General features: G+C 68.6%; 21 protein-coding genes and 1 pseudogene. 19 read left to right on the forward strand and 3 right to left on the reverse strand.

The features are described 5' to 3' along the window. A pseudogene (locus MVF76_RS07040) lies at positions 1 to 455 on the reverse strand (hypothetical protein); the annotation flags it as partial. Then, a complete protein-coding gene (gene gpmI / locus MVF76_RS07045; RefSeq protein WP_297528097.1) occupies positions 421 to 2,004 on the reverse strand; it encodes a 2,3-bisphosphoglycerate-independent phosphoglycerate mutase in 1,584 nt (527 codons plus the stop codon). The gene gpmI and the pseudogene MVF76_RS07040, both read right to left, overlap by 35 nt. 261 nt (positions 2,005 to 2,265) lie before the next feature. On the opposite strand from gpmI, the gene MVF76_RS07050 reads away from it, so the two are divergent. From MVF76_RS07050 to MVF76_RS07070, 5 genes are all read left to right on the forward strand, one after another. Continuing rightward, entirely contained in the window at positions 2,266 to 2,604 is a 339-nt protein-coding gene (locus tag MVF76_RS07050) for an ArsR/SmtB family transcription factor (protein WP_297528098.1), read from the forward strand. A 72-nt stretch (positions 2,605 to 2,676) separates the two neighbouring features. After that, positions 2,677 to 3,102 (forward strand): rhodanese-like domain-containing protein, encoded by a 426-nt coding sequence (locus MVF76_RS07055; protein WP_297528099.1) that lies wholly within the window; start codon positions 2,677 to 2,679, stop codon positions 3,100 to 3,102. 14 nt (positions 3,103 to 3,116) lie between these two features. Continuing rightward, entirely contained in the window at positions 3,117 to 3,398 is a 282-nt protein-coding gene (gene grxC, locus MVF76_RS07060) for a glutaredoxin 3 (RefSeq protein WP_297528100.1), read from the forward strand. A gap of 101 nt (positions 3,399 to 3,499) precedes the next feature. Then, entirely contained in the window at positions 3,500 to 3,976 is a 477-nt protein-coding gene (secB, locus tag MVF76_RS07065) for a protein-export chaperone SecB (RefSeq protein WP_297528101.1), read from the forward strand. Positions 3,977 to 3,981: 5 nt separating this feature from the next. Beyond that, positions 3,982 to 4,980, forward strand: a complete 999-nt coding sequence (locus tag MVF76_RS07070) for an NAD(P)H-dependent glycerol-3-phosphate dehydrogenase (protein WP_297528102.1) — start codon at positions 3,982 to 3,984, stop codon at positions 4,978 to 4,980. Positions 4,981 to 5,560: 580 nt separating this feature from the next. Here MVF76_RS07070 and MVF76_RS07075 read toward each other — a convergent pair. Beyond that, positions 5,561 to 6,025 (reverse strand): tRNA (cytidine(34)-2'-O)-methyltransferase, encoded by a 465-nt coding sequence (locus tag MVF76_RS07075; RefSeq protein WP_297528227.1) that lies wholly within the window; start codon positions 6,023 to 6,025, stop codon positions 5,561 to 5,563. Between the two features lie 98 nt (positions 6,026 to 6,123). Between MVF76_RS07075 and MVF76_RS07080 the strand changes: the two genes are divergently transcribed. The 14 genes from MVF76_RS07080 (at position 6,124) to MVF76_RS07145 (ending at position 18,857) form a co-directional block, all read left to right on the forward strand. Continuing rightward, complete coding sequence (locus tag MVF76_RS07080) at positions 6,124 to 7,101, forward strand: dihydroorotate dehydrogenase (protein ID WP_297528103.1); 978 nt, start codon at positions 6,124 to 6,126, stop codon at positions 7,099 to 7,101. 199 nt (positions 7,102 to 7,300) lie between these two features. Then, entirely contained in the window at positions 7,301 to 7,903 is a 603-nt protein-coding gene (locus MVF76_RS07085; protein ID WP_297528104.1) for a PilN domain-containing protein, read from the forward strand. Continuing rightward, complete coding sequence (locus tag MVF76_RS07090; protein ID WP_297528105.1) at positions 7,900 to 8,547, forward strand: type II secretion system protein GspM; 648 nt, start codon at positions 7,900 to 7,902, stop codon at positions 8,545 to 8,547. The genes MVF76_RS07085 and MVF76_RS07090 overlap by 4 nt, the downstream gene beginning before the upstream one ends. Continuing rightward, positions 8,544 to 8,858, forward strand: a complete 315-nt coding sequence (locus MVF76_RS07095; RefSeq protein WP_297528106.1) for a general secretion pathway protein GspB — start codon at positions 8,544 to 8,546, stop codon at positions 8,856 to 8,858. Before MVF76_RS07090 ends, MVF76_RS07095 begins: the two co-directional genes overlap by 4 nt. Further along, positions 8,855 to 10,585, forward strand: coding sequence for a pilus (MSHA type) biogenesis protein MshL (mshL, locus tag MVF76_RS07100; RefSeq protein WP_297528107.1), 1,731 nt, complete (start codon positions 8,855 to 8,857; stop codon positions 10,583 to 10,585). Before MVF76_RS07095 ends, mshL begins: the two co-directional genes overlap by 4 nt. Positions 10,586 to 10,595: 10 nt before the next feature. Continuing rightward, positions 10,596 to 11,501, forward strand: coding sequence for an ExeA family protein (locus MVF76_RS07105; protein WP_297528108.1), 906 nt, complete (start codon positions 10,596 to 10,598; stop codon positions 11,499 to 11,501). After that, complete coding sequence (locus tag MVF76_RS07110; RefSeq protein WP_297528109.1) at positions 11,498 to 12,604, forward strand: tetratricopeptide repeat protein; 1,107 nt, start codon at positions 11,498 to 11,500, stop codon at positions 12,602 to 12,604. Before MVF76_RS07105 ends, MVF76_RS07110 begins: the two co-directional genes overlap by 4 nt. A gap of 1 nt (position 12,605) precedes the next feature. Then, positions 12,606 to 14,306, forward strand: a complete 1,701-nt coding sequence (locus tag MVF76_RS07115; protein WP_297528110.1) for a GspE/PulE family protein — start codon at positions 12,606 to 12,608, stop codon at positions 14,304 to 14,306. 1 nt (position 14,307) lies between these two features. Further along, entirely contained in the window at positions 14,308 to 15,531 is a 1,224-nt protein-coding gene (locus tag MVF76_RS07120; protein WP_297528111.1) for a type II secretion system F family protein, read from the forward strand. A 147-nt stretch (positions 15,532 to 15,678) separates the two neighbouring features. Beyond that, entirely contained in the window at positions 15,679 to 16,071 is a 393-nt protein-coding gene (locus MVF76_RS07125; protein WP_297528112.1) for a type II secretion system protein, read from the forward strand. A 101-nt stretch (positions 16,072 to 16,172) separates the two neighbouring features. Next, complete coding sequence (locus MVF76_RS07130) at positions 16,173 to 16,643, forward strand: pilus assembly FimT family protein (RefSeq protein WP_297528113.1); 471 nt, start codon at positions 16,173 to 16,175, stop codon at positions 16,641 to 16,643. Next, the gene (locus tag MVF76_RS07135) at positions 16,640 to 17,035 is read left to right on the forward strand and encodes a prepilin-type N-terminal cleavage/methylation domain-containing protein (RefSeq protein ID WP_297528114.1); all 396 of its coding nucleotides are present in this window, start codon (positions 16,640 to 16,642) and stop codon (positions 17,033 to 17,035) included. Before MVF76_RS07130 ends, MVF76_RS07135 begins: the two co-directional genes overlap by 4 nt. Before the next feature lie 11 nt (positions 17,036 to 17,046). After that, a complete protein-coding gene (locus MVF76_RS07140; RefSeq protein WP_297528115.1) occupies positions 17,047 to 17,580 on the forward strand; it encodes a prepilin-type N-terminal cleavage/methylation domain-containing protein in 534 nt (177 codons plus the stop codon). Next, a complete protein-coding gene (locus MVF76_RS07145; protein ID WP_297528116.1) occupies positions 17,577 to 18,857 on the forward strand; it encodes a pilus assembly PilX family protein in 1,281 nt (426 codons plus the stop codon). Before MVF76_RS07140 ends, MVF76_RS07145 begins: the two co-directional genes overlap by 4 nt. The last annotated feature ends 23 nt before the right edge of the window (positions 18,858 to 18,880 follow it).

The raw sequence follows: 18,880 nt of genomic DNA on the forward strand, positions 1-18,880 counted from the left end.
CGCTGCGGATCCTCCTGACTGAGCAGCAGCTTGATCCGGGCCTGGCGGCCGAGAACGTAGGCGCTCCGCACCTGCTCGCGCAGGGCCACGGTCTGACGGTCCAGTTGTGCCCGGGCCTCGGCCCGGGAACGGCGCAGCGCCTCCAGCCGCTGACGCCGGGCAGCCCGCTCGGCGTCCAGCCGACGCAACGCCCGGCTGGACGCGCCGATGGCGCCCTCGAGACGCGCCAGTTCGGCCGCCAGGCGCGATTCGCGATCCCGGTTGCGTGACAGCTCGCTGCGCAGGGACTCGATGCGGGCGCGCAGGTCGGCAAGTCGGCGCGCGGCGGCCTCTGCGTCCTGATCGGCCGCCGGAACCGGTGGCGGGAGCAGCGCCAGCAGCAGGGCGGCGGCCAGGCCCCGCCCCGTGCGGCAAGGCCCCTCAGGCGCCGCGCTGCTCCAGTTCCGCCGGTGCATGCCGGTCGTCGAGCAGGCGCACCAGTGAGGTGCCGGTCATCTCCGGGGGCACTTCCAGACCCATCAGGTAGAGCATGGTCGGGGCGACATCGCACAGCGCACCGCGGTCGGCCATTTCCGCCGGCCTGCCCACATAGACGCAGGGCACGGGGTTGGTGGAGTGGGCAGTGTGAGCCTGGTTGGTCTCGGGGTCGCGCATCTTCTCGGCGTTGCCGTGGTCGGCGGTGATGAGCATCTCGCCACCGACTCGATGCAGGGCGTGCTGCAGGCGGCCGAGGCATTCGTCAATGGCCTCGATGGCCTTGACCGCGGCGTCGAAGTTGCCGGTGTGACCCACCATGTCGGGATTGGCGTAGTTGCAGATGATCACATCGTAGCGCTGGCTTTCTATGGCTTCGACCAGCCTGTCGGTGACCTCGTAGGCGCTCATCTCCGGCTTGAGGTCATAGGTGGCGACCTTGGGCGAGGGCACCAGGATGCGGTCCTCGAACTCGAAGGGTTCCTCGATGCCGCCATTGAAAAAGAAAGTCACGTGCGCGTACTTCTCGGTCTCGGCGATGCGCAACTGGCGCAGGCCCAGTTTGGAAACGTACTCGCCGAACACGTTCTGCAGGCGCTCCGGCGGATAGGCGACGGGGATGTCGAATTCGGAGTTGTACTCGGTCAGGGACACGAAGCGGCCCAGCCGGGGCCAGTAACTGCGCTCGAAACCGTCGAAATCAGGCTCTATGAAGGGCCGGGTGATCTGGCGGGCGCGATCCGAGCGGTAGTTCATGAACACCACCACGTCACCGTCCTCCACCCGCACCCGCTCGCTGCCGGGCGGGACGATGGCCGTGGCCTTGACGAACTCGTCGGACTCGCCGCGTTCGTAGGCCATCTTCAGGCCGGTGAGGGCATCGGGCGCTTCGTACTCGGCCTTGCCCAGGGTGATGAGATCGTAGGCGGCCTGGATGCGCGGCCAGCGATGGTCGCGGTCCATGGCGTAGTAGCGGCCGATCATGGACGCAAAGCGGCCGCCGCCGAATTCGCGGAACTTGTCTTCCATCAGCCTGATCGAGGCCTCGGCGCTGCGCGGCGGGGTGTCGCGGCCGTCGAGGAAGGCGTGCAGATAGACCTTGTCGGCGCCGCGCTCGACCGCGAGCTGCACCATGGCATGGATGTGACACTCATGGCTGTGCACGCCGCCCGGGGACAGCAGCCCGAGGATGTGCACCGCCTTGCCGTTGGCCTTCGCCAGGTCGACGGCGTCGGTGAGCGTCTGGTTGCTGAAAAAGGAGCCGGTCTTGATGGAACGGCTGACGCGGGTGAACTCCTGGTACACCACGCGGCCGGCACCGAGGTTCAGATGGCCCACCTCGGAATTGCCCATCTGGTCACCGGGCAGCCCCACGGCCGCGCCGGAGGTGCGCAGCAGGGTGTGCGGATATTCCGCCCAGAGCCGGTCCCATACCGGCTTGCGGGCCGCGGCGATGGCGTTGAAGTCCGGGTCCTCGCTGTAGCCCCATCCGTCCAGGATGACCAGAACCATGGGTTTCGGCGTGCTCATGGGCTCGTCAGCTTCCTCTTGAACTCGATGTTTGGAATAAGTCTAAATTGTCCGCGCGGCCCCGCCAAGGGGGTACACGGCCAAGCATCCGGTACACGGGGTGGGAAAACGCCGAAACGCGGCCCTCGGCATCGCCACACTGGTAGAACGGCTTATTATTGTATAATGTTTCTTTTATGAAAGTCAGCGTAGGGGAGGCATGCCGTGTCCGACGGCCCGTGCTGCTTGTCCATCCTTTGTGCGCCCGTCGAGGGGGGTATCATGAGTGCAGATCCCATGAATGCGGAAATGTCGAGCGAGGAACTGATTTCCCGCGACGAGGACATCGAGCGCGCCTCGCGCTCGCTCAAGGCCATGTCCCACCCGCTGCGGCTGAAGATCCTGTGTACGCTCGGCGACCGCGAGGTCAGCGTCCAGGACATCGTCGAACACGTCGGCACTTCGCAGAGCAACATCTCGCAGCATCTGGCCATTCTTCGTGACAAGGGCATCCTCACCGCCCGCAAGGACGCCAACCGGGTCTATTACCGGGTCGGTGACGCCCGTACCCTGGCACTGATCGGCATGATGCGCGAGGTGTTCTGCTCCCGCAGCCGGTAGCCTTCCGCACCGCTTTCATCCGCCCGGCCGCCGCGGCCGGGCGGGGTTCCCGTTCACTCGCAGCGAGTCTCCATGCAGCAGTTCATCGAATTCGTCGCCCGTCACTGGATCCTGTCCCTGACCTTCGTGGTCCTGCTGGGCCTGCTGGTCGGTGGCGAGATCCGGCGACGGCGCTACGGCATTCCCCAGATCGGCCCGCTGGCCGCCACCCAGGCCATCAACCACGAGGATGCGCTGGTGCTCGACACCCGGGAAGACAGCGAGTACGCCCGGGGCCATCTGCCGCACGCCTTGCACCTGCCGCTGGGCAAGCTGCCCGAGCGCCTCTCGGAACTCGAGAAGTACCGTGACCGCCCCATTATCGTCTACTGCCGCAGTGGCAACCGTTCCATGTCCGCTGCCCAGCAGCTCGCGAAGGCCGGCTTCGGCAAGGTCTACAACCTGCAAGGGGGCATCATGGCCTGGGAAAGCGCCAACCTCCCCGTTACGCGCAAGTAAGCAGCGAAAGTACCATGAAGCATCAGGACAACCCCCCGCCCGTGGTCATGTATTCGACCCGTTTCTGCCCCTACTGCGTCCGCGCGCGGATGCTGCTCGACGCCAAGGGCGTGCCCTACGAGGACATCCGCGTCGACTTCGACAGCGGACTCAGGACCGAGATGGAACGGCGCAGTGGCCGCACCTCGGTGCCGCAGATCTTCATCGGCGACACCCATGTCGGCGGCTGCGACGACCTCTATGCCCTTGAACGGGCGGGGCGGCTGGACGCCCTGCTCGGCCTGGCCACCGAATAGGCGGGCCGGCTGTCGCGGCGCGGTCCGCCGCGCTACCATGGCCCACATTCGATCACCCGACGGCCGGCGGCCGTCGCCGCAACCCACAGGATGGAAGACCCATGTCCGAAGAAAACCAGAACGCCGGCGACAAGCAGTTCGCGATCCAGAAGATCTACGTCAAGGACCTCTCCTTCGAAACGCCCAATTCGCCCCAGATCTTCACCGAGGAGTGGCAGCCCGAAATCAACCTCAACCTCAACAGCGAGTCGCGCCCGGTAACCGATACCGTGTTCGAGGTCGTCCTTTCCCTCACCGTGACCGCGAAAATCGGCGACAAGACCGCCTATCTGGCCGAGGTGCAGCAGGCCGGCGTGTTCACCATCGCCGGCTTTGCGGAGGAAGAACTCAAGCCCATGCTCGGCGCCTTCTGCCCCAACACCCTCTATCCCTTTGCCCGCGAGACGGTGGCGGACCTGGTCAACCGCGGCGGCTTTCCGCAGCTCCTGCTGGCGCCGATCAATTTCGACGCCCTCTACGCCCAGCAGGCCGCAGGAAACGTGCAGGCACAGGTCGATCCGGGCAACGCGCAACACTGAGGCCGATGGACGCGGCCGACATCTCGGTCCTCGGGGCCGGTTCCTGGGGCACCGCCCTCTCCCTGCTGCTCGCCCGCAACGGCCATCGCGTCTGTCTCTGGGGCCATCTCGCCGACGCCATGGCCGAGATGGCCCGGGATCGCGAGAACCGCGCCTTTCTGCCCGGTTTCACGCTGCCCGAGCGCATCGCCCCCACCGCCGATCTGGCGCAGGCGCTGGCCGCCCGCGACCTGCTGGTGGTGGTACCCAGCCACGCCTTCCGCGAAGTGCTGACGCGCATGGCGGATGGCCTGCGTGACGACGCCCGGCTGGCCTGGGCCACCAAGGGCCTGGAGATGGCCAGCGGCAAGCTGCTGCACCAGGTCGCCGGAGAGGTGCTGCCCGGCCGGGCCTGCGCGGTCCTGTCGGGACCGACCTTCGCCCGCGAGGTCGCTGCCGGCCTGCCCACCGCGGCCACCGTGGCCAGTGCCGATCCGGCACTGGCCGAACAGTTCGCCGGACGCGTGCGTGGCGAGACCTTCCGCGCCTACACCAGCGACGACGTCATCGGCCTGGAACTGGGCGGCGCCATCAAGAACGTGCTCGCCATCGCCGCCGGCATCTCCGACGGGCTCGGCTTCGGCGCCAACGCCCGCGCCGCCCTCGTCACCCGCGGCCTGGCCGAGATGATGCGCCTGGGCGTCGCCCTCGGCGGCCGGCGCGAGACCTTCATGGGCCTCGGTGGCGTCGGCGACCTGGTGCTCACCTGCACCGACAACCAGTCCCGCAACCGCCGCCTCGGCCTCGCGCTGGGCGAGGGCCGCGACCGCGCCGAAGCCGAGCGCGAGATCGGCCAGGTGGTCGAGGGCGCCGCCACCGCCCGCGAGATCCACAAGCTCGGCCACAAGCACGACATCGAGATGCCCATCTGCGAGGCGGTGTACCGCGTGCTGTACGAAGACCTGACCCCGAAGGCCGCGGTGCGCGAGCTGCTGACCCGCGAGCCCAAGGCGGAGACCTTGTGAGTGCCCGGCCGGTCACCCCTGGGTAGGATAGGCAAAGGGAAGCGTGCCCATCAGAACCCCGCAAGAACGCCACGGACGACACGGAAGGCACGGACAGAAGAATGATGCCGGGCTGGCAGGCAGCCAGACCGGCCACCGACCCGGGTTCCGGTCCCCTCTGCCGCCCCGAGCATCGCAGCGGGACGCGGATCAGGCCGCGCGAGTGTCTGAGCGCAGCGAGTTGCGCGCGGCCCCGCGGCCCGCGAGAAGCGCAGGGCACCCGAAGGGGGCGGCAGCGGGGCGGCCTTTCTTTTGGTTACTTTCCTTTGGCCGGGCAAAGAAAAGTAAGCCGCCCGGCAGGGGCGGAAGAAAGCGCGGCTCCCGCCCATCCTGTAGCCCGGACGCAGGCCCCCAGGGCCGTAATCCGGGAAACGCGGTTGTCCCCGGGTTGCGCTCCGCTCCACCCCGGCTACGGCGTCAGCTGCGAGAGCCTAGCAGTTGATTGGATCCGTGCCTTCCGTGTCGTCCGTGGCGCACTTGTAGTTTTTCTGATGGGCACGCTTCGCTTTGCCCATCCTACCCGGGGCGAGCGGGTGGGCACTCATTCCGCACCCTCGAACCCCAGCTGCCGCCAGGCCTCGAACAGGGTGACCGCCACCGCATTGGACAGGTTGAGGCTGCGATTGCCGGGCCGCATGGGCAGGCGCAAGCGCCGTTCCCGTGGCAGGGCATCGAGCAGGGCCTGCGGCAGGCCGCGGGTTTCGGGTCCGAACAGGAAGGCATCGCCGGGGCGGTAGCAGGGCCCGTCGTGGCGGGTGTGGCCGCGGGTGGAAAGGGCGAACAGGCGCGCCTCCGGCAGCGTGGCCAGCGCGCCATCCAGATCGTCGTGGAGGGCGACCTCGGCCCATTCGCGGTAGTCGAGCCCGGCGCGGCGCAGGCGGCGGTCGTCGAACTCGAAGCCCAGCGGGCGCACCAGATGCAGGCGGCAACCGGTGTTGGCGCACAGGCGTATGATGTTGCCGGTGTTGGGCGGGATCTCCGGCTGATAGAGGATCACATGGAACATGGGTACCGGTACAAGCACGACGGTTTCCGGTATTCTACCGGCCATCCGAGCCGCCATCGGCCCCGTTTTCCCTCTCGAGTCCTGTATCGGCCCGCTGCATGACGCCCGAAGAATCTGAACTGCTCGCCCTGGATTTCTGCGGACTGCGTTTCGCCAGCCCGCTGGTGCTGCTGTCGGGCTGTGTCGGCTTCGGCGAGGAGTACACCCGCGTCGAAGGCTTTTCCAACCGCGATGTCGGTGCCGTCTGCCTGAAGGGCACTACCGGCGAGCCGCGGCTGGGCAATCCGCCACACCGGGTTTACGAAACGCCGGCCGGCATGCTGAACGCCATCGGCCTGCAGAACCCGGGCGTGGACGCGGTGGTCGAGCGGATCCTGCCGACCCTGGATTTCTCGGAGACCCGATTCATCGCCAATGTCTCGGGATCGACGGTCGAGGAGTACGTTCGGGTCACCGAGCGCTTCGAGGATTCGCCCATCGACGCCATCGAGATCAACATCTCCTGCCCCAACGTCAAGGAGGGCGGGGTGGCCTTCGGCAACGACCCGGACATGTCGGCGCGGGTGGTGGAGGCCTGCCGCAAGGCGACCCGCAAGCCGCTCATTACCAAGCTCTCCCCCAACCAGACCGACATCGCCGAGAATGCCCGCCGCTGCATCGATGCGGGCGCCGACGCCTTCGCCGTCATCAACACCCTGATGGGCATGGCCATCGACATCGAATCGCGCACCCCCGTCATCGGCAACAATCAGGGCGGCCTGTCCGGACCCGCCATCAAACCGGTGGCCCTGCTCAAGGTGCACCAGGTGGCCCAGGTGTGCCGGCCGCACGGCATCCCCATCATCGGCCAGGGCGGCGTGACCAGCGCCGAGGACGCCCTGGAATTCCTGATCGCCGGCGCGACCGCCGTCGGCGTCGGCACCGCACTTTTCTACGATCCCCTCATCTGCCGGAAAATCAACGCCGGCATCGCGGCTTACCTTCGCCGCCATGGCCTCGGAAACGTCAGCCAGTTGACGGATACCCTGGTCCTCAACCAGCCACCAGCGCCCGGCGGCGGTGGCTGCGGCAACTGACCTCAAGCCTATCTGACTGTTTTCCCTTTTCTTTCTGGCCCCGATCCGGTACACACCGGTCACCATGGTGCGCGCTGGTCCGAACCTTGCTTCAGCTTGGCCGGGAACGTGCGGCCGCGCGCCGGCGGCGCGTGAAACCCTCCGCGAGTCAGTCACCTGCGGCTGGCACAAACACAGGTCCACAGGGTCATCGGAGTCCATGCAACAGCAGGTCAACCTCTACCAGCCCGTCTTCCGCCGCGAGCAGCATCTGCTCTCGGGGCGGACCCTGATGCAGATTCTCGCACTGGCGGTGCTGGCGCTGGGTCTTTGGGCGGTGGCGGCAAGCTTCCAGGCCACGCGCGCTGCGCACAGCGCGGCAACGCTGGCCCAGGCCTACGAACGGCAGGCGGCCGGACTGGCACGCCTGGTCGATCCCGAGGCCCGTGCCCGGCTCGCCGGGCTGGACCGCGAAATCGAACGACTGGAAAGGCAGCTTGCGGAGGGCAAGCGGCTGCTGACCGCGATCGACACCCTGGTGGTGCCAGGTCAGGGCGGCTTCTCGCCTCGCCTCGAGGCGCTGGCCCGCCACCGGCTGCCCGGCCTCTGGCTGACCGGCATCCGCCTGCAGTCCGGCGGCGGCACCCGTCTTTCGGGCATGACGCTGGATCCACGGCTGGTGCCCCGCTACCTGGAACTGCTCAATCAGGACCCGCGGCTGGCCGCCTCGCCGCTGTCGCAGGTGCGCATGAACCGCGCCGGCGAGGACCCGCGTGCCCTGCACTTCGTTCTCGGCGGGGCCGGCGAAGGGGAGGCGTCATGAAGCTGCCCGCGCGCGTCGAAGGCTGGCTGGAACGACTGGACGCGCTGTCGCTGCGCGAGCGTCTGATCGTGCTCGGCACCGGGCTGCTGCTGGCGTGGTTCCTGTTCAACAGCCTGTTCATCGACCCTGCCCTGCGCCAACTGGAACAGCGGCGGCTGGAAATCACCGAGTGGGAGAGCCGGCTGGCCACGCTGGAGATCCAGACCCGCGAAATGGCCGGTGACGGCAGCCAGGCCATTGCCAGCCGTGAGGCCCGGCTGCAGGAACTGCGAGCGGCGCTGGCTGCGCGCCACGCCGAACTGGAAAGTCGCCTGGGTACCCTGCTCGAACCGCGTCAGGCCGCGCACCTGTTGCGCGACCTGTTGCGCGGCCATCGCGACCTGCGCCTGCTGGCCCTGGAAACCGGCGACCTGACCCCCTGGCCCGCAGACGAGACCGCTGACCCGGCGACCGGCTTTGCGCGCTATGACCTGCACCTGGAGCTGGAGGGCAGTTATCTCGCCGCGCTGGATTACCTCGCCGAACTCGAAGCGCTGCCCTGGCGGCTGATGTGGGATCGTTTCGAACTGGAAAGCACCGGGCATCCGCGGGCGCGGATCCGCATCGATCTCTACACGCTCGGCATGCGCGGAGGTGATGCATGAATGCCTGGCTGCTGCTGCTCGCGCTGATCGGCACCCCGTCCCAGGCCGCGCCGCTCGGCGACCCCACCGCCCCCAGCGAGCCGCTGGGCACGGCGGCCGCCAGCGGCCGTTCCGGCGGCTGGACCCTGAGCGCCACCCGTATCCGCAACGGCGACCGGCGGGCATTCATCAACGGCCGCGAGGTCCGCGAGGGCGATGCCATCGGCAACGCCCGTGTGCGCCGCATCCGCCACACCGAAGTCACCCTGGAGGCAGACGGCCAGCGCTTCACGCTGCGTCTGCTGCCCACTGCCATCAAGGCCAAGCCATGAACCGACCGACACAACCATCCATCGCGCTCGGACTGCTGCTCGGCGGCGCGCTGTTCGTCACCGCCGGCTGCCAGATGAATCCGGCGCGGGACAGCCGCGAACTGGCACCGAACCTGGGCGCCATCGACGACAGCCTCAAGAACCCGCCGGCCGCCGCGCCCGCGACGCCGCCACCGGAGGTCAGCGCGGCCCTGTTGCCGCCGCTGCAACTGTCGGTACCGACCCCGCGTGTGGTGGAACCGCGCTTCGACGTCGCCGTCAACGAGATGCCGGCGCGGGCCTTCTTCATGGGCCTGGTCGAGGGCACGCCCTACAACGTGGTGGTACATCCGGATGTCGCGGGCAAGCTGTCGCTGAACCTGCGCAACGTCACCGTGGACGAGGTGATGCAGACCCTGCGCGACGTCTACGGCTACGAATTCCACCGCCGCGGCAACCTGTATCAGGTGATGCCGGCACGCATGCGCTCGCGCATCTTCCGCATCGACTATCTCAATATCCAGCGCATCGGTGCCTCGCGCACCCGTGTCAGCTCCGGTCAGATCAGCGGCACCGACGTCGGCAACTCGGGCACTGAATCCGACACCGACAGCGACACCGAAACCACGAGTTCGAGCACCGGCGGCGCCGTTTCCGGCAGCGAGGTGGAAACCCGGTCCGATGCCGACTTCTGGCACGAACTGACGGAGTCCCTGCGCATGCTGATCGGTGAGGAAGACGGGCGCCGCGTGGTGGTCAATCCCCAGGCCGGCATCGTGGTGGTACGCGCCATGCCCGGCGAACTGCGCGACGTGCAGCACTTCCTCGATACCCTGCAAAAGGTGGTCGCACGCCAGGTCATTCTGGAGGCGAAGATCATCGAAGTGGAACTCAACGATGGCTTCCAGTCCGGCATCAACTGGGCGGCCATCGGCCGACCCGCGAAGGGCGAGACCATCCAGGCCGGCCAGACCGGCGGCGGCAACGTGTTCGAGAACGGCACCTCGGCGCTGGCCGGCAGCACCCCGGTGCTGTCGCCCGGCACCAATGTCACCAGCCTGGCCACCACGGCGCTCGGAGGCGTTTTCACGCTGGATCTCAACCTCAATGACTTCAATGCCTTCATCGAGCTGCTCAAGACCCAGGGCAAGGTGCAGGTGCTGTCCAGTCCGCGGGTGGCGACGGTCAACAACCAGAAGGCGGTGATCAAGGTCGGTACCGACGAGTTCTTCGTCACCGACATCGACACCCAGACCAACACCACCGGCGTCAGCGCGCTCAACCAGACGGTGAACGTGCAGCTGACGCCCTTCTTCTCCGGCGTCGCGCTGGACGTGATTCCGCAGATCGACGACAACGGCGAGGTGATCCTGCACATTCACCCGACGGTGAGCGAGGTCAAGGAAAAGACCAAGGAGATCAACGTTTCCACCGAAAGCACCCTGTCCGTGCCCCTGGCGCTGTCGAGCATCCGCGAGTCGGACACCATCATCCGCGCCCGCAGCGGCCAGGTGGTGGTGATCGGCGGGCTGATGAAGGACCAGCAGCGCGACGAAACGGCGAAAACCCCCGTGCTCGGCGACATGCCCGTGGTCGGCAACCTGTTCCAGCATCAGCGCCGGTCGCGCACCAAGAGCGAACTGGTCATCCTGCTGCGGCCCATTGTCACCAACGGCGTCGATTCCTGGTCCGAGGCGCTGCGCGCCAGCGCCGAACGCGTGCAGGCCATGGACCTGCCCCGCCACTGAGGCAGTCCGCATGTACCGCGCCCACTTCGGACTGCAGGACCGGCCATTCGGGATCACGCCCGACACCGGCTACTTCTTCGAGTCGCCGGGTCACCAGGAGGCGCTGAACGTACTCACCGTGGCCCTGCGCAGCGGCGAGGGTTTCATCAAGGTCACCGGCGAGGTCGGTACCGGCAAGACGCTGCTGTGCCGCAAGCTGCTCAACGGCCTCGACGAGGACTTCGTCAGTGCCTACATCCCCAATCCCTTCCTGAATCCGACCGCACTGCGCATGGCGCTGGCGGAGGAACTGGGGCTGCAGTTCGCGCGCAACATCGGCCAACACCGCCTCCTGGGGCTGATCCGCGAACGTCTCATGGCATTCGCCGCGGATGGCCGGCGGGTGGTGCTCGTCATCGACGAAGCCCAGGCCATGCCCGACGATTCGCTGGAGGCACTGCGGCTGCTCACCAACCTGGAGACCGAGCGCGAGAAGCTGCTGCTGGTGGTGCTGTTCGGCCAGCCGGAGCTGGACGAGCGCCTGTCGGCACGCTCGGTGCGCCAGCTCAAGCAGCGCATCGTGTTCTCGCATCACCTGCGGCCGTTCACGGCTGCCGAAACGGCGGCTTATGTACAGCACCGGCTGGCCCGCGCCGGTGCCAGCCGCTTCCAGCTCTTCGATCGCGGCGCACTGCGTCTGCTGCATCGCGCCAGCCGCGGCATCCCGCGCCTGATCAACATCCTTGCCCACAAGGCGCTGATGTCGGCCTATGGCGCCGGGGCGGCGCAGGTGAGCGCGCGTCACGTGCGCCTGGCCGCGGCCGATACCGAGGACGCCGAGCACCTGCCACGCTTCGGCTGGCCGGCGCTGCTCGGCAGCTTCGGCTCGCTGACCGCGCTCAGCCTTGCGGCCTGGCTGGGAAGAGGGCTGCCGTGAGCCTGGTCAACCAGATGCTGCGTGATCTGGAGCAGCGCCGCGGCGATGCCGCTGCCGCGGTACACACGCTCGAGGGCCTGCGCGCGGCGCCGGCCAACGGACCGGAAGCCGGGCTGCGCTGGCCGATCGCCCTGGCCGGACTGGGCCTGATCGCGGCTGCCGCCGCTGTCGGCTGGTGGCTGGCGTCCGCGGATGAGGCCGCGCCGGGTACGGCGTCACCGGCGAGCATCCAGGTCGCGTCTCCGGCAGCGGTGCCAGCGACGACCAGAGCGGAAACGATGCCGGAAAACGCGCAGCTTGCAGCGTCGGATGCCGGCGCGGACAGTGCGGCGCCCCAGGAACCTGCCGCCGGCAACGATCAGGTGCCTGCCGGGACCCCCGGGCCGGCAGACCGGCCCGAGGCCGCGGCGCCAGCGCCGACGGCGGGCGATGCAACACCGAAGGCACCCGTACGGGTGCGCGAGGCGGCACCGACGCCTGCGCCGGCGATGCGCAAGTCGGTGCACACGCCCACGCCCGCCGAGCAGGCCGAAGCGGCCTACGCGGACGCGGTGCGCGCCTTCGGTCGCGGACAACTCGGCCAGGTGGAGGCCGCGCTGCAAAGGGCGTTGGCCGCCGATCCGGACCATGTACGCGCCCGTGAAACCCTGGCCGGGGTGCTGGTGCACCAGGGCCGGCTGGCCGAGGCCGAGCGGGTACTGGCCGAGGGCCTGGCGCGCAATCCGACCCGGCCCGGACTGGCACGGCTGCAGGGGCGGCTGCTGGCCGAGCGTGGTCAGGATGCCGCCGCGATCGGCGTTCTGGAGGGCGCCCTGCCCGAAGCCGGCAACGATGCCGGTTATCTCGCCCTGCTGGCCGGCGTCTACCAGCGCAGCGGTCGTGCCGCGGACGCGGTGGCCGCCTATCGCGGGGCACTGGCGCTGCTGCCCGACCGGGGACCCTGGTGGATGGGCCTGGGCCTGTCGCTGGAATCGCTGGGCGACAGCGCCGGCGCGCGTGAGGCCTATGGTCGCGCCCTGCAGACCCGACTGCAGCCGCGCATCGAACAGTATGTCCGCCAGCGACTGGCGGTGCTCGATGCCGCTGCCGGGGAGGTGCACTGAGATGGCGGTACCCAAGCGCGTCCGCATCGGTGACCTGCTGGTCGAGAAGAAGGTCATTTCCGAGGCCCAGCTTCAGGCCGCGCTGGCCGACCAGAAGAAATCCGGGCGCAAGCTGGGACGGGTACTGGTCGACAACGGTTTCATTACCGAGGATGCACTGCTCAGGCTGCTGTCCGAACAGCTCGACATCCCCTATATCGATCTGAGCCGGTTCGAGCTGGACCCGGCGCTGGTGCAGCGCCTGCCCGAGACCTATGCCCGCCGCTATCGCGCGCTGGTGCTGAAGGAGACCGACGACGGCTATCTGGTGGGCATGGCCGATCCCACCGACATCTTCGCCTACGACGAGCTGGCGCGTATCCTGAAGAAGCCGCTGTCGCTGGCGGTGGTCAAGGAGGCCGATGTCCTGCGCTGCATCGACCAGGCCTACCAGCAGGGCGAGCAGCTGCGCAGCCTGGCCAGCGAGGTCGGTCAGGACATCGCCGAGAATGCCTTCGATCTCGGTGATCTTGCCGCCGACAGCTCGCGCAGCGATGCGCCGGTGGTGCGGCTGATCCAGACCATCTTCGAGGATGCGGTCCGGGTCAATGCCTCCGACATCCACATCGAACCGGACGAGGACGCGCTGCGCATCCGCCGCCGCATCGACGGGGTGCTGCACGAGCAGGTCATGGACGAGCGGCGCGTCGCGGCTGCCCTGGTCTCGCGCCTCAAACTGATGGCCGGACTCGACATCTCCGAGAAACGGCTGCCGCAGGACGGCCGCTTCACCCTGCGCATACAGGACAAGCGCATCGATGTCCGCCTGGCCACCATGCCCACGCAGAACGGCGAGGCGGTGGTCATGCGCCTGCTCGATCCCGACGCCGTGCGCCTGGACCTGGCCGAGCTCGGCATGCCGCCGTCGCTGCTGGCCGCCTATCGCAAGGTGGTTCACCGCCCGCATGGCCTGGTGCTGGTCACCGGCCCCACCGGCAGCGGCAAGACCACGACCCTGTATGCCACCCTGGCCGAACTCAACCGGCCGCAGACCAAGATCATCACCGTCGAGGACCCGGTCGAGATCCAGATGCCGCGCATCAACCAGGTGCAGGTGAATCCGAAGATCGGCCTGGACTTCGCCACCGTGCTGCGCACCGCCCTGCGCCACGACCCGGACGTGGTGCTGGTGGGCGAGATCCGCGACCGCGAGACGGGCGAGATCGCGCTGCGCGCGGCGCTCACCGGCCACCTGGTGCTGTCAACGCTGCACACCAACGACGCCGTGAGCACCGCGCTGCGCCTGATCGACATGGGCCTGGAGCCCTATCTGGTGGCCTCGGCGGTGCAGGCCATCGAGGCCCAGCGGCTGGTGCGTCGCATCTGCGACCACTGCCGCGCCCCGTACCGGCCCGAGCCGGCCGAACGGGCCTGGCTTCAGGGCCTGCTCGGCGACGACCAGCCGGTGCCGGAATTCCATGCCGGCACCGGCTGCGGCCATTGCAACCACACCGGCTACCGCGGCCGCATCGGCGTCTACGAGCTGCTGCGCATGGAGGCGCCCCTGATCGACGCCCTGCGCCGCAACGACCCGTCGGCCTTCGAGGCCGCCGCCGCGGCCCAGCCCGGCCACCGGCCGCTGGTGCACGAGGCCCTGGACCTGGCGCGGCAGGGCGTGACCACCCTTTCCGAGGCCATGCGCCTGAGCGGCGGGGTGGCGTGACATGGCGCTGTTCCGGTACAGGGCCCGCGGCCCGCGCGGCGACGCCATCGAGGGCACCCAGGAGGCCGCCTCGGCCGAGGCCGTCGCCGGCCGCCTGATCGAGGGCGGGCTGGTCCCCATCGACATCCAGGTCGTCGACGACCATCCGGCGGCCTCGCGCGACCTGCGCGATCTCTTCCCCGGCCGCGTCGGGCTGGCCGACCTGATCCTGTTCAGCCGCCAGATGTACAGCCTGGTCCGCGCCGGCGTGCCCATGCTGACCGCGCTCAACGGGCTGGCGGCCACCAGCCGCAACCGCACCCTGGCGCGCGCCCTCGGCGAGGTGGTGCAGATGCTCGAGGCCGGCCATGACCTGGCCACCGCGCTGAACCACCAGCCCGAGGTGTTCAGCGACTTCTATGTCTCCATGGTGCGGGTGGGCGAGACCAGCGGCCAGCTGGAGGACATCTTCCGGCAGCTGACCTACTACCTGGAGCGTGAGAAGAAGACCCGCGACCAGGTGCGCGCCGCGGTGCGTTATCCGCTGTTCGTGCTGGTCATGATCACCATCGCCATCGGCATTATCAACGTGTTCGTGGTCCCGGCCTTTGCCCAGATCTTCGAGCGTTTCGACGCCGAGCTGCCACTGGCCACGCGCATCGTCATCGCCCTGTCCGACTTCACCGTGGACTACTGGCATCTGCTGCTGGGCGGGCTGATTGGCGCCGTGGCCGGGCTGCGCATGTATCTCGCCACCGAGGACGGCCGCTACCGCTGGCACCGGGCCATGCTGCGCCTGCCGCTGATCGGCGACGTGCTCTATCGCGCCGCGCTGTCGCGCTTCGCGCGCCTGTTCGGGATATCACAGCGCGCCGGCGTGCCCCTGATCACCGCGCTGACGGTGGTGGCGCGGGCCCTGGGCAACGACTTCCTGCGCGAGCGTGTGCTGGGCATGCGCGAGGGCATCGAGCGCGGCGAGGCCATCAGCCACACCGCCGCCGGCTCGGGCATGTTCGATCCGCTGGTGCTGCAGATGATGGCCGTGGGCGAGCAGTCCGGCACCGTCGACGAGCTGCTGCTGGAGATCGCCCGCTACTACGACCAGGAGGTCGAGTACGCCATCGAGCGCCTGAGCGCCGGCATCGGCCCGCTGCTGACCATCTTCATCGGCCTGCTGCTGCTGGTGCTGGCGGTGGCCGTGCTGCTGCCCTGGTGGGACCTGGCCACGGTGGCGCTCAGCCGGTGAAATGCGCAAGCGACTGATTTTAAAGCCGACATGGAAGGGCGGGCGGCATCGGGCTAAAGATTCGGCCGCCGGCAAACGATACAGGTTCAGACAGGCTTCTCGTCCGTACAGCAGCCCCTGCGTGGGCAGGCAACAAGGAGACACCCGATGAACAGGCAATCCGGATTCACCCTCATCGAACTGGTGATGGTTATCGTCATCCTCGGCATCCTCGCCGCCATGGCAGTGCCCAAGTTCGTGGATCTTTCGTCGTCGGCCGAGGCCGCCGCGGCGCGCGGCATGAGCGGCGCGGTCAAGTCGGCGCATGCCATCGCCATCGCCGACCTCAAGACCTTCCCGACGGTCACCCAGCTCGCAACCTATGTGAATGCCCAGGGCGTAACGGCTGCCCCCGGCGGTATTCAGGTCGACATCAATGGCAGGACCTGTACCATTCCTACCTACACGGATGCCAACTGCTCTTCCGGCAACCAAACCACCGCGACTGGTAATACGGTGCAGTGTGTGGGAACCCTGACCAGCATGGCCAGCTGTACCTGAGGCAGGACGCCGCCCGCCAACGCTGTCATGACGTGAAGGGCTGGACGGAAGGGGTGGGCGCAGGCCCGCCCCTTTCCTTTTGCATCCCCGGGATACCTGCCATGAGCCACAGGGACGCGCAACGCCGCCAGCAGGCCGGCTTCACCCTCACCGAGCTGGTGATGGTGCTCATCCTGATCGGCGTGCTCGCCGCGGGTGCCGCACTGCGCGCCGGCTTCGGCGATGTCACCGTATCGGCCCAGGCCCGCCAGGTCGCCCGCGACCTGCGCCACACCCAGCTGCTGGCCATGACCGAGGGCCGCACCCTGCGCTTCGAGTCGCTGGGCACGAGCTACCGGGTCACCGATACCGTCAGCCCGGTCATCGATCCCGCCACCGGCGCCGATTTCGTGGTCAACCTGGAAGACGGCGCCCGCCTGAGCGCCGGCACCCTGGACTTCGACAGCCTCGGGCGCCCGGTCAGCGGCGGCAGCCTGGTCGCCGGGGTCAGCAGCTTCACCCTGAGCGGTGCCAGCCAGTCGGCCCGCATCGACATCCAGCCGGTCACCGGCTTTGCGAGCGTGACGCCATGAGGCCGGGCGACCGCGGCTTTTCGCTGATCGAGCTGGTGCTGGTCATCCTGGTGCTGGCGGTGGCGGCCGTGGCCCTGGCCACCCAGTTCAGCCAGTCGGTCGCCGGCATCGGCCTCGACGAGGAACTGCAGACCGCCACCCGCCTGGCCGAGGAACGCGCCGAGCAGCTGCTCGCCGACCGCCGCCGCAGCGGTTATGCCGCAGTGCCGCTGGGGACCACCACGGATACGCTCGCCGGATCCTACGCCGGCTACGGCCGCACCGTCACCGTCAGCGCCTATGCCGGCCCGGCCTGTCCGGTGCCGGCCAGCGGCTGTCGCGAGGTGGACATCACCGTCACCCGCGGCGCGGCCACCCGCGCGCGGCTCCGCTTCCTGGTCGCGAACTACTGAGGGCCGACGCAATGCACCGACACGGCCGCGGCTTCACGCTGATCGAGACGGTGGTCACGCTCACCGTGCTGGCCATCATCGCCGGCATCACCGCTTACGGCATCGGCCACGCGGTGCGGGCGCAGCAGCAGGCACAGACTGTGTTCGAGACCCTCGACCGCTTGCGCCTGGCCAGCGAGCGCCTCGCCCGGGAACTGCGCAGCGTGCGCCGTGATCCGACCACGCCCGCCAACTATGACTTCCTGTCGCGCACGGCGACCGCGGTCAGCTTCCGGCGGCTGGAAGCGGACGGCGTCACCGTGACCACGGTCAACATCGCCGCGAGCGGCAGCAACCTGGACCTCGGCTACGACAGCCCGGCCGGTGACTGGCGGCTGACCGACCAGGTCAGCAGCTTCACCCTCGCCTACTACCAGGCCGACGGCGCGACGCCCGCCACCGGCAACGCCGATGTCGCCTTTGTCGAGTTCGAGCTGGTGCTGCTGGATGGCAACGGCAACAGCTATCCGCAGCGCACGCGGGTGGCCCTGAGGAACACGCAATGAACAGGGGCGGCATCCGGCGGCAGCGCGGCGCGGCCATGGTCATCGCAGCGGTATTCCTGATCGTCGCCGTGCTGGTGTACGGCCTGGTGGCGCTGCGCATGGCCGGTACCAGCGTGACCGACTCGGCGCTGGTCGCCGATGCCGCCGAGGCCCTGTTCCTGGCCGAGAGCGGCCTGGAGCGCGCCGCCCAGCGGCTGGCGAACGGGACCGCCTGCGCCGCGCTGGCCCCCGACGCCGGGCAGGCCTTCGGCAGCGGCGACTTCCAGATCCTGTCGGCGGCCGATGTCGGCGGCCTGTGCCGGGTTCAGGTCGTGGGCAGGCGGTTGATGGCCGGCCAGCCACGGGCACAGCGGGTGATCGAGGGGGATTTCGCGCTCGGGGCCAGCGGCAACTGGGTGGTCGGCAACAACGGTGTGGTTCTCACCGATGGCAGCGGGAGCTGGTCGACAGTGCCCGCGTTCACCGGTGACGACCTGAATGGCATCGATTGCGCGGGCAGCAGCTGCCTGGCGGTCGGCGACCGTGGCGGCGCCTTTACCTACGACGGTTCCGCCTGGTCCGCGACAGCCACGGGTACCGGTCAGGACCTTGAGGATGTTGCCTGCGAACCGGGCACCACCAGCGCCTGTTTCGCGGTCGGCGAAAATGGCACCGCCCTGCGCTGGACGACGGCCTGGGCGGCGACCAACAGTGGCACGGGCCGCGACCTCAATGGCGTGTATTGCGGCACCGGCTTTTGTTATGTCGTGGGGGACAACGGGACCATACGACGCTGGACCGGTGGGACCAACTGGCTGGGCGGCGAGATCGCCTTCAGCGCCCGGAACCTCAACGGCGTCGCCTGTCTGCCGGGCAGTGCGACCGCCTGTTTCGCCGTCGGCCGGAACGGGACTCTTTTGCAACGCTTCGCTTTCGGACCCTGGGGGTTCTGGATCTCGGTGGCATCGGGGACGGGGCGCCACCTCAACGACATAAGCTGCCCCACAACCACCTTCTGTGTGGCCGTAGGCAACAACGGAACCGCCCTGGTCTGGAACGGCACGAGCTGGAGCGGCTCGGCCACCGGCACATCCCGGCGTCTGCGGGGCGTCGACTGTGAAACGGGCGTCGCCGGCAACTGCCTCGCCGTGGGCAACAACGGCACCATCCTGGCCTGGAACGGTGCCGCCTGGAGCACCCAGCCCTCCGGTACGGGCAGTCGGCTGAACGATGTCGCAGTCGCCAGCGGCGGTGGTGGCAGCGTCACCCTTGCCCGCTGGCGCGAGCGCATCTTCTGAGCCCGGCCTGGCACGCACCGCAG

This window comes from Thiohalobacter sp. (assembly GCF_027000115.1).
In the GTDB taxonomy this organism is placed as follows: domain Bacteria; phylum Pseudomonadota; class Gammaproteobacteria; order Thiohalobacterales; family Thiohalobacteraceae; genus JALTON01.

Bases quoted from the DNA above. Each gene is read 5' to 3' on its own strand.
- gpmI (WP_297528097.1), bottom strand. From the start codon at position 2,004: ATGAGCACGCCGAAACCCATGGTTCTGGTCATCCTGGACGGATGGGGC.
- MVF76_RS07050 (WP_297528098.1), top strand. From the start codon at position 2,266: ATGAGTGCAGATCCCATGAATGCGGAAATGTCGAGCGAGGAACTGATT.
- MVF76_RS07055 (WP_297528099.1), top strand. From the start codon at position 2,677: ATGCAGCAGTTCATCGAATTCGTCGCCCGTCACTGGATCCTGTCCCTG.
- grxC (WP_297528100.1), top strand. From the start codon at position 3,117: ATGAAGCATCAGGACAACCCCCCGCCCGTGGTCATGTATTCGACCCGT.
- secB (WP_297528101.1), top strand. From the start codon at position 3,500: ATGTCCGAAGAAAACCAGAACGCCGGCGACAAGCAGTTCGCGATCCAG.
- MVF76_RS07070 (WP_297528102.1), top strand. From the start codon at position 3,982: ATGGACGCGGCCGACATCTCGGTCCTCGGGGCCGGTTCCTGGGGCACC.
- MVF76_RS07075 (WP_297528227.1), bottom strand. From the start codon at position 6,025: ATGTTCCATGTGATCCTCTATCAGCCGGAGATCCCGCCCAACACCGGC.
- MVF76_RS07080 (WP_297528103.1), top strand. From the start codon at position 6,124: ATGACGCCCGAAGAATCTGAACTGCTCGCCCTGGATTTCTGCGGACTG.
- MVF76_RS07085 (WP_297528104.1), top strand. From the start codon at position 7,301: ATGCAACAGCAGGTCAACCTCTACCAGCCCGTCTTCCGCCGCGAGCAG.
- MVF76_RS07090 (WP_297528105.1), top strand. From the start codon at position 7,900: ATGAAGCTGCCCGCGCGCGTCGAAGGCTGGCTGGAACGACTGGACGCG.
- MVF76_RS07095 (WP_297528106.1), top strand. From the start codon at position 8,544: ATGAATGCCTGGCTGCTGCTGCTCGCGCTGATCGGCACCCCGTCCCAG.
- mshL (WP_297528107.1), top strand. From the start codon at position 8,855: ATGAACCGACCGACACAACCATCCATCGCGCTCGGACTGCTGCTCGGC.
- MVF76_RS07105 (WP_297528108.1), top strand. From the start codon at position 10,596: ATGTACCGCGCCCACTTCGGACTGCAGGACCGGCCATTCGGGATCACG.
- MVF76_RS07115 (WP_297528110.1), top strand. From the start codon at position 12,606: ATGGCGGTACCCAAGCGCGTCCGCATCGGTGACCTGCTGGTCGAGAAG.
- MVF76_RS07120 (WP_297528111.1), top strand. From the start codon at position 14,308: ATGGCGCTGTTCCGGTACAGGGCCCGCGGCCCGCGCGGCGACGCCATC.
- MVF76_RS07125 (WP_297528112.1), top strand. From the start codon at position 15,679: ATGAACAGGCAATCCGGATTCACCCTCATCGAACTGGTGATGGTTATC.
- MVF76_RS07130 (WP_297528113.1), top strand. From the start codon at position 16,173: ATGAGCCACAGGGACGCGCAACGCCGCCAGCAGGCCGGCTTCACCCTC.
- MVF76_RS07135 (WP_297528114.1), top strand. From the start codon at position 16,640: ATGAGGCCGGGCGACCGCGGCTTTTCGCTGATCGAGCTGGTGCTGGTC.
- MVF76_RS07140 (WP_297528115.1), top strand. From the start codon at position 17,047: ATGCACCGACACGGCCGCGGCTTCACGCTGATCGAGACGGTGGTCACG.
- MVF76_RS07145 (WP_297528116.1), top strand. From the start codon at position 17,577: ATGAACAGGGGCGGCATCCGGCGGCAGCGCGGCGCGGCCATGGTCATC.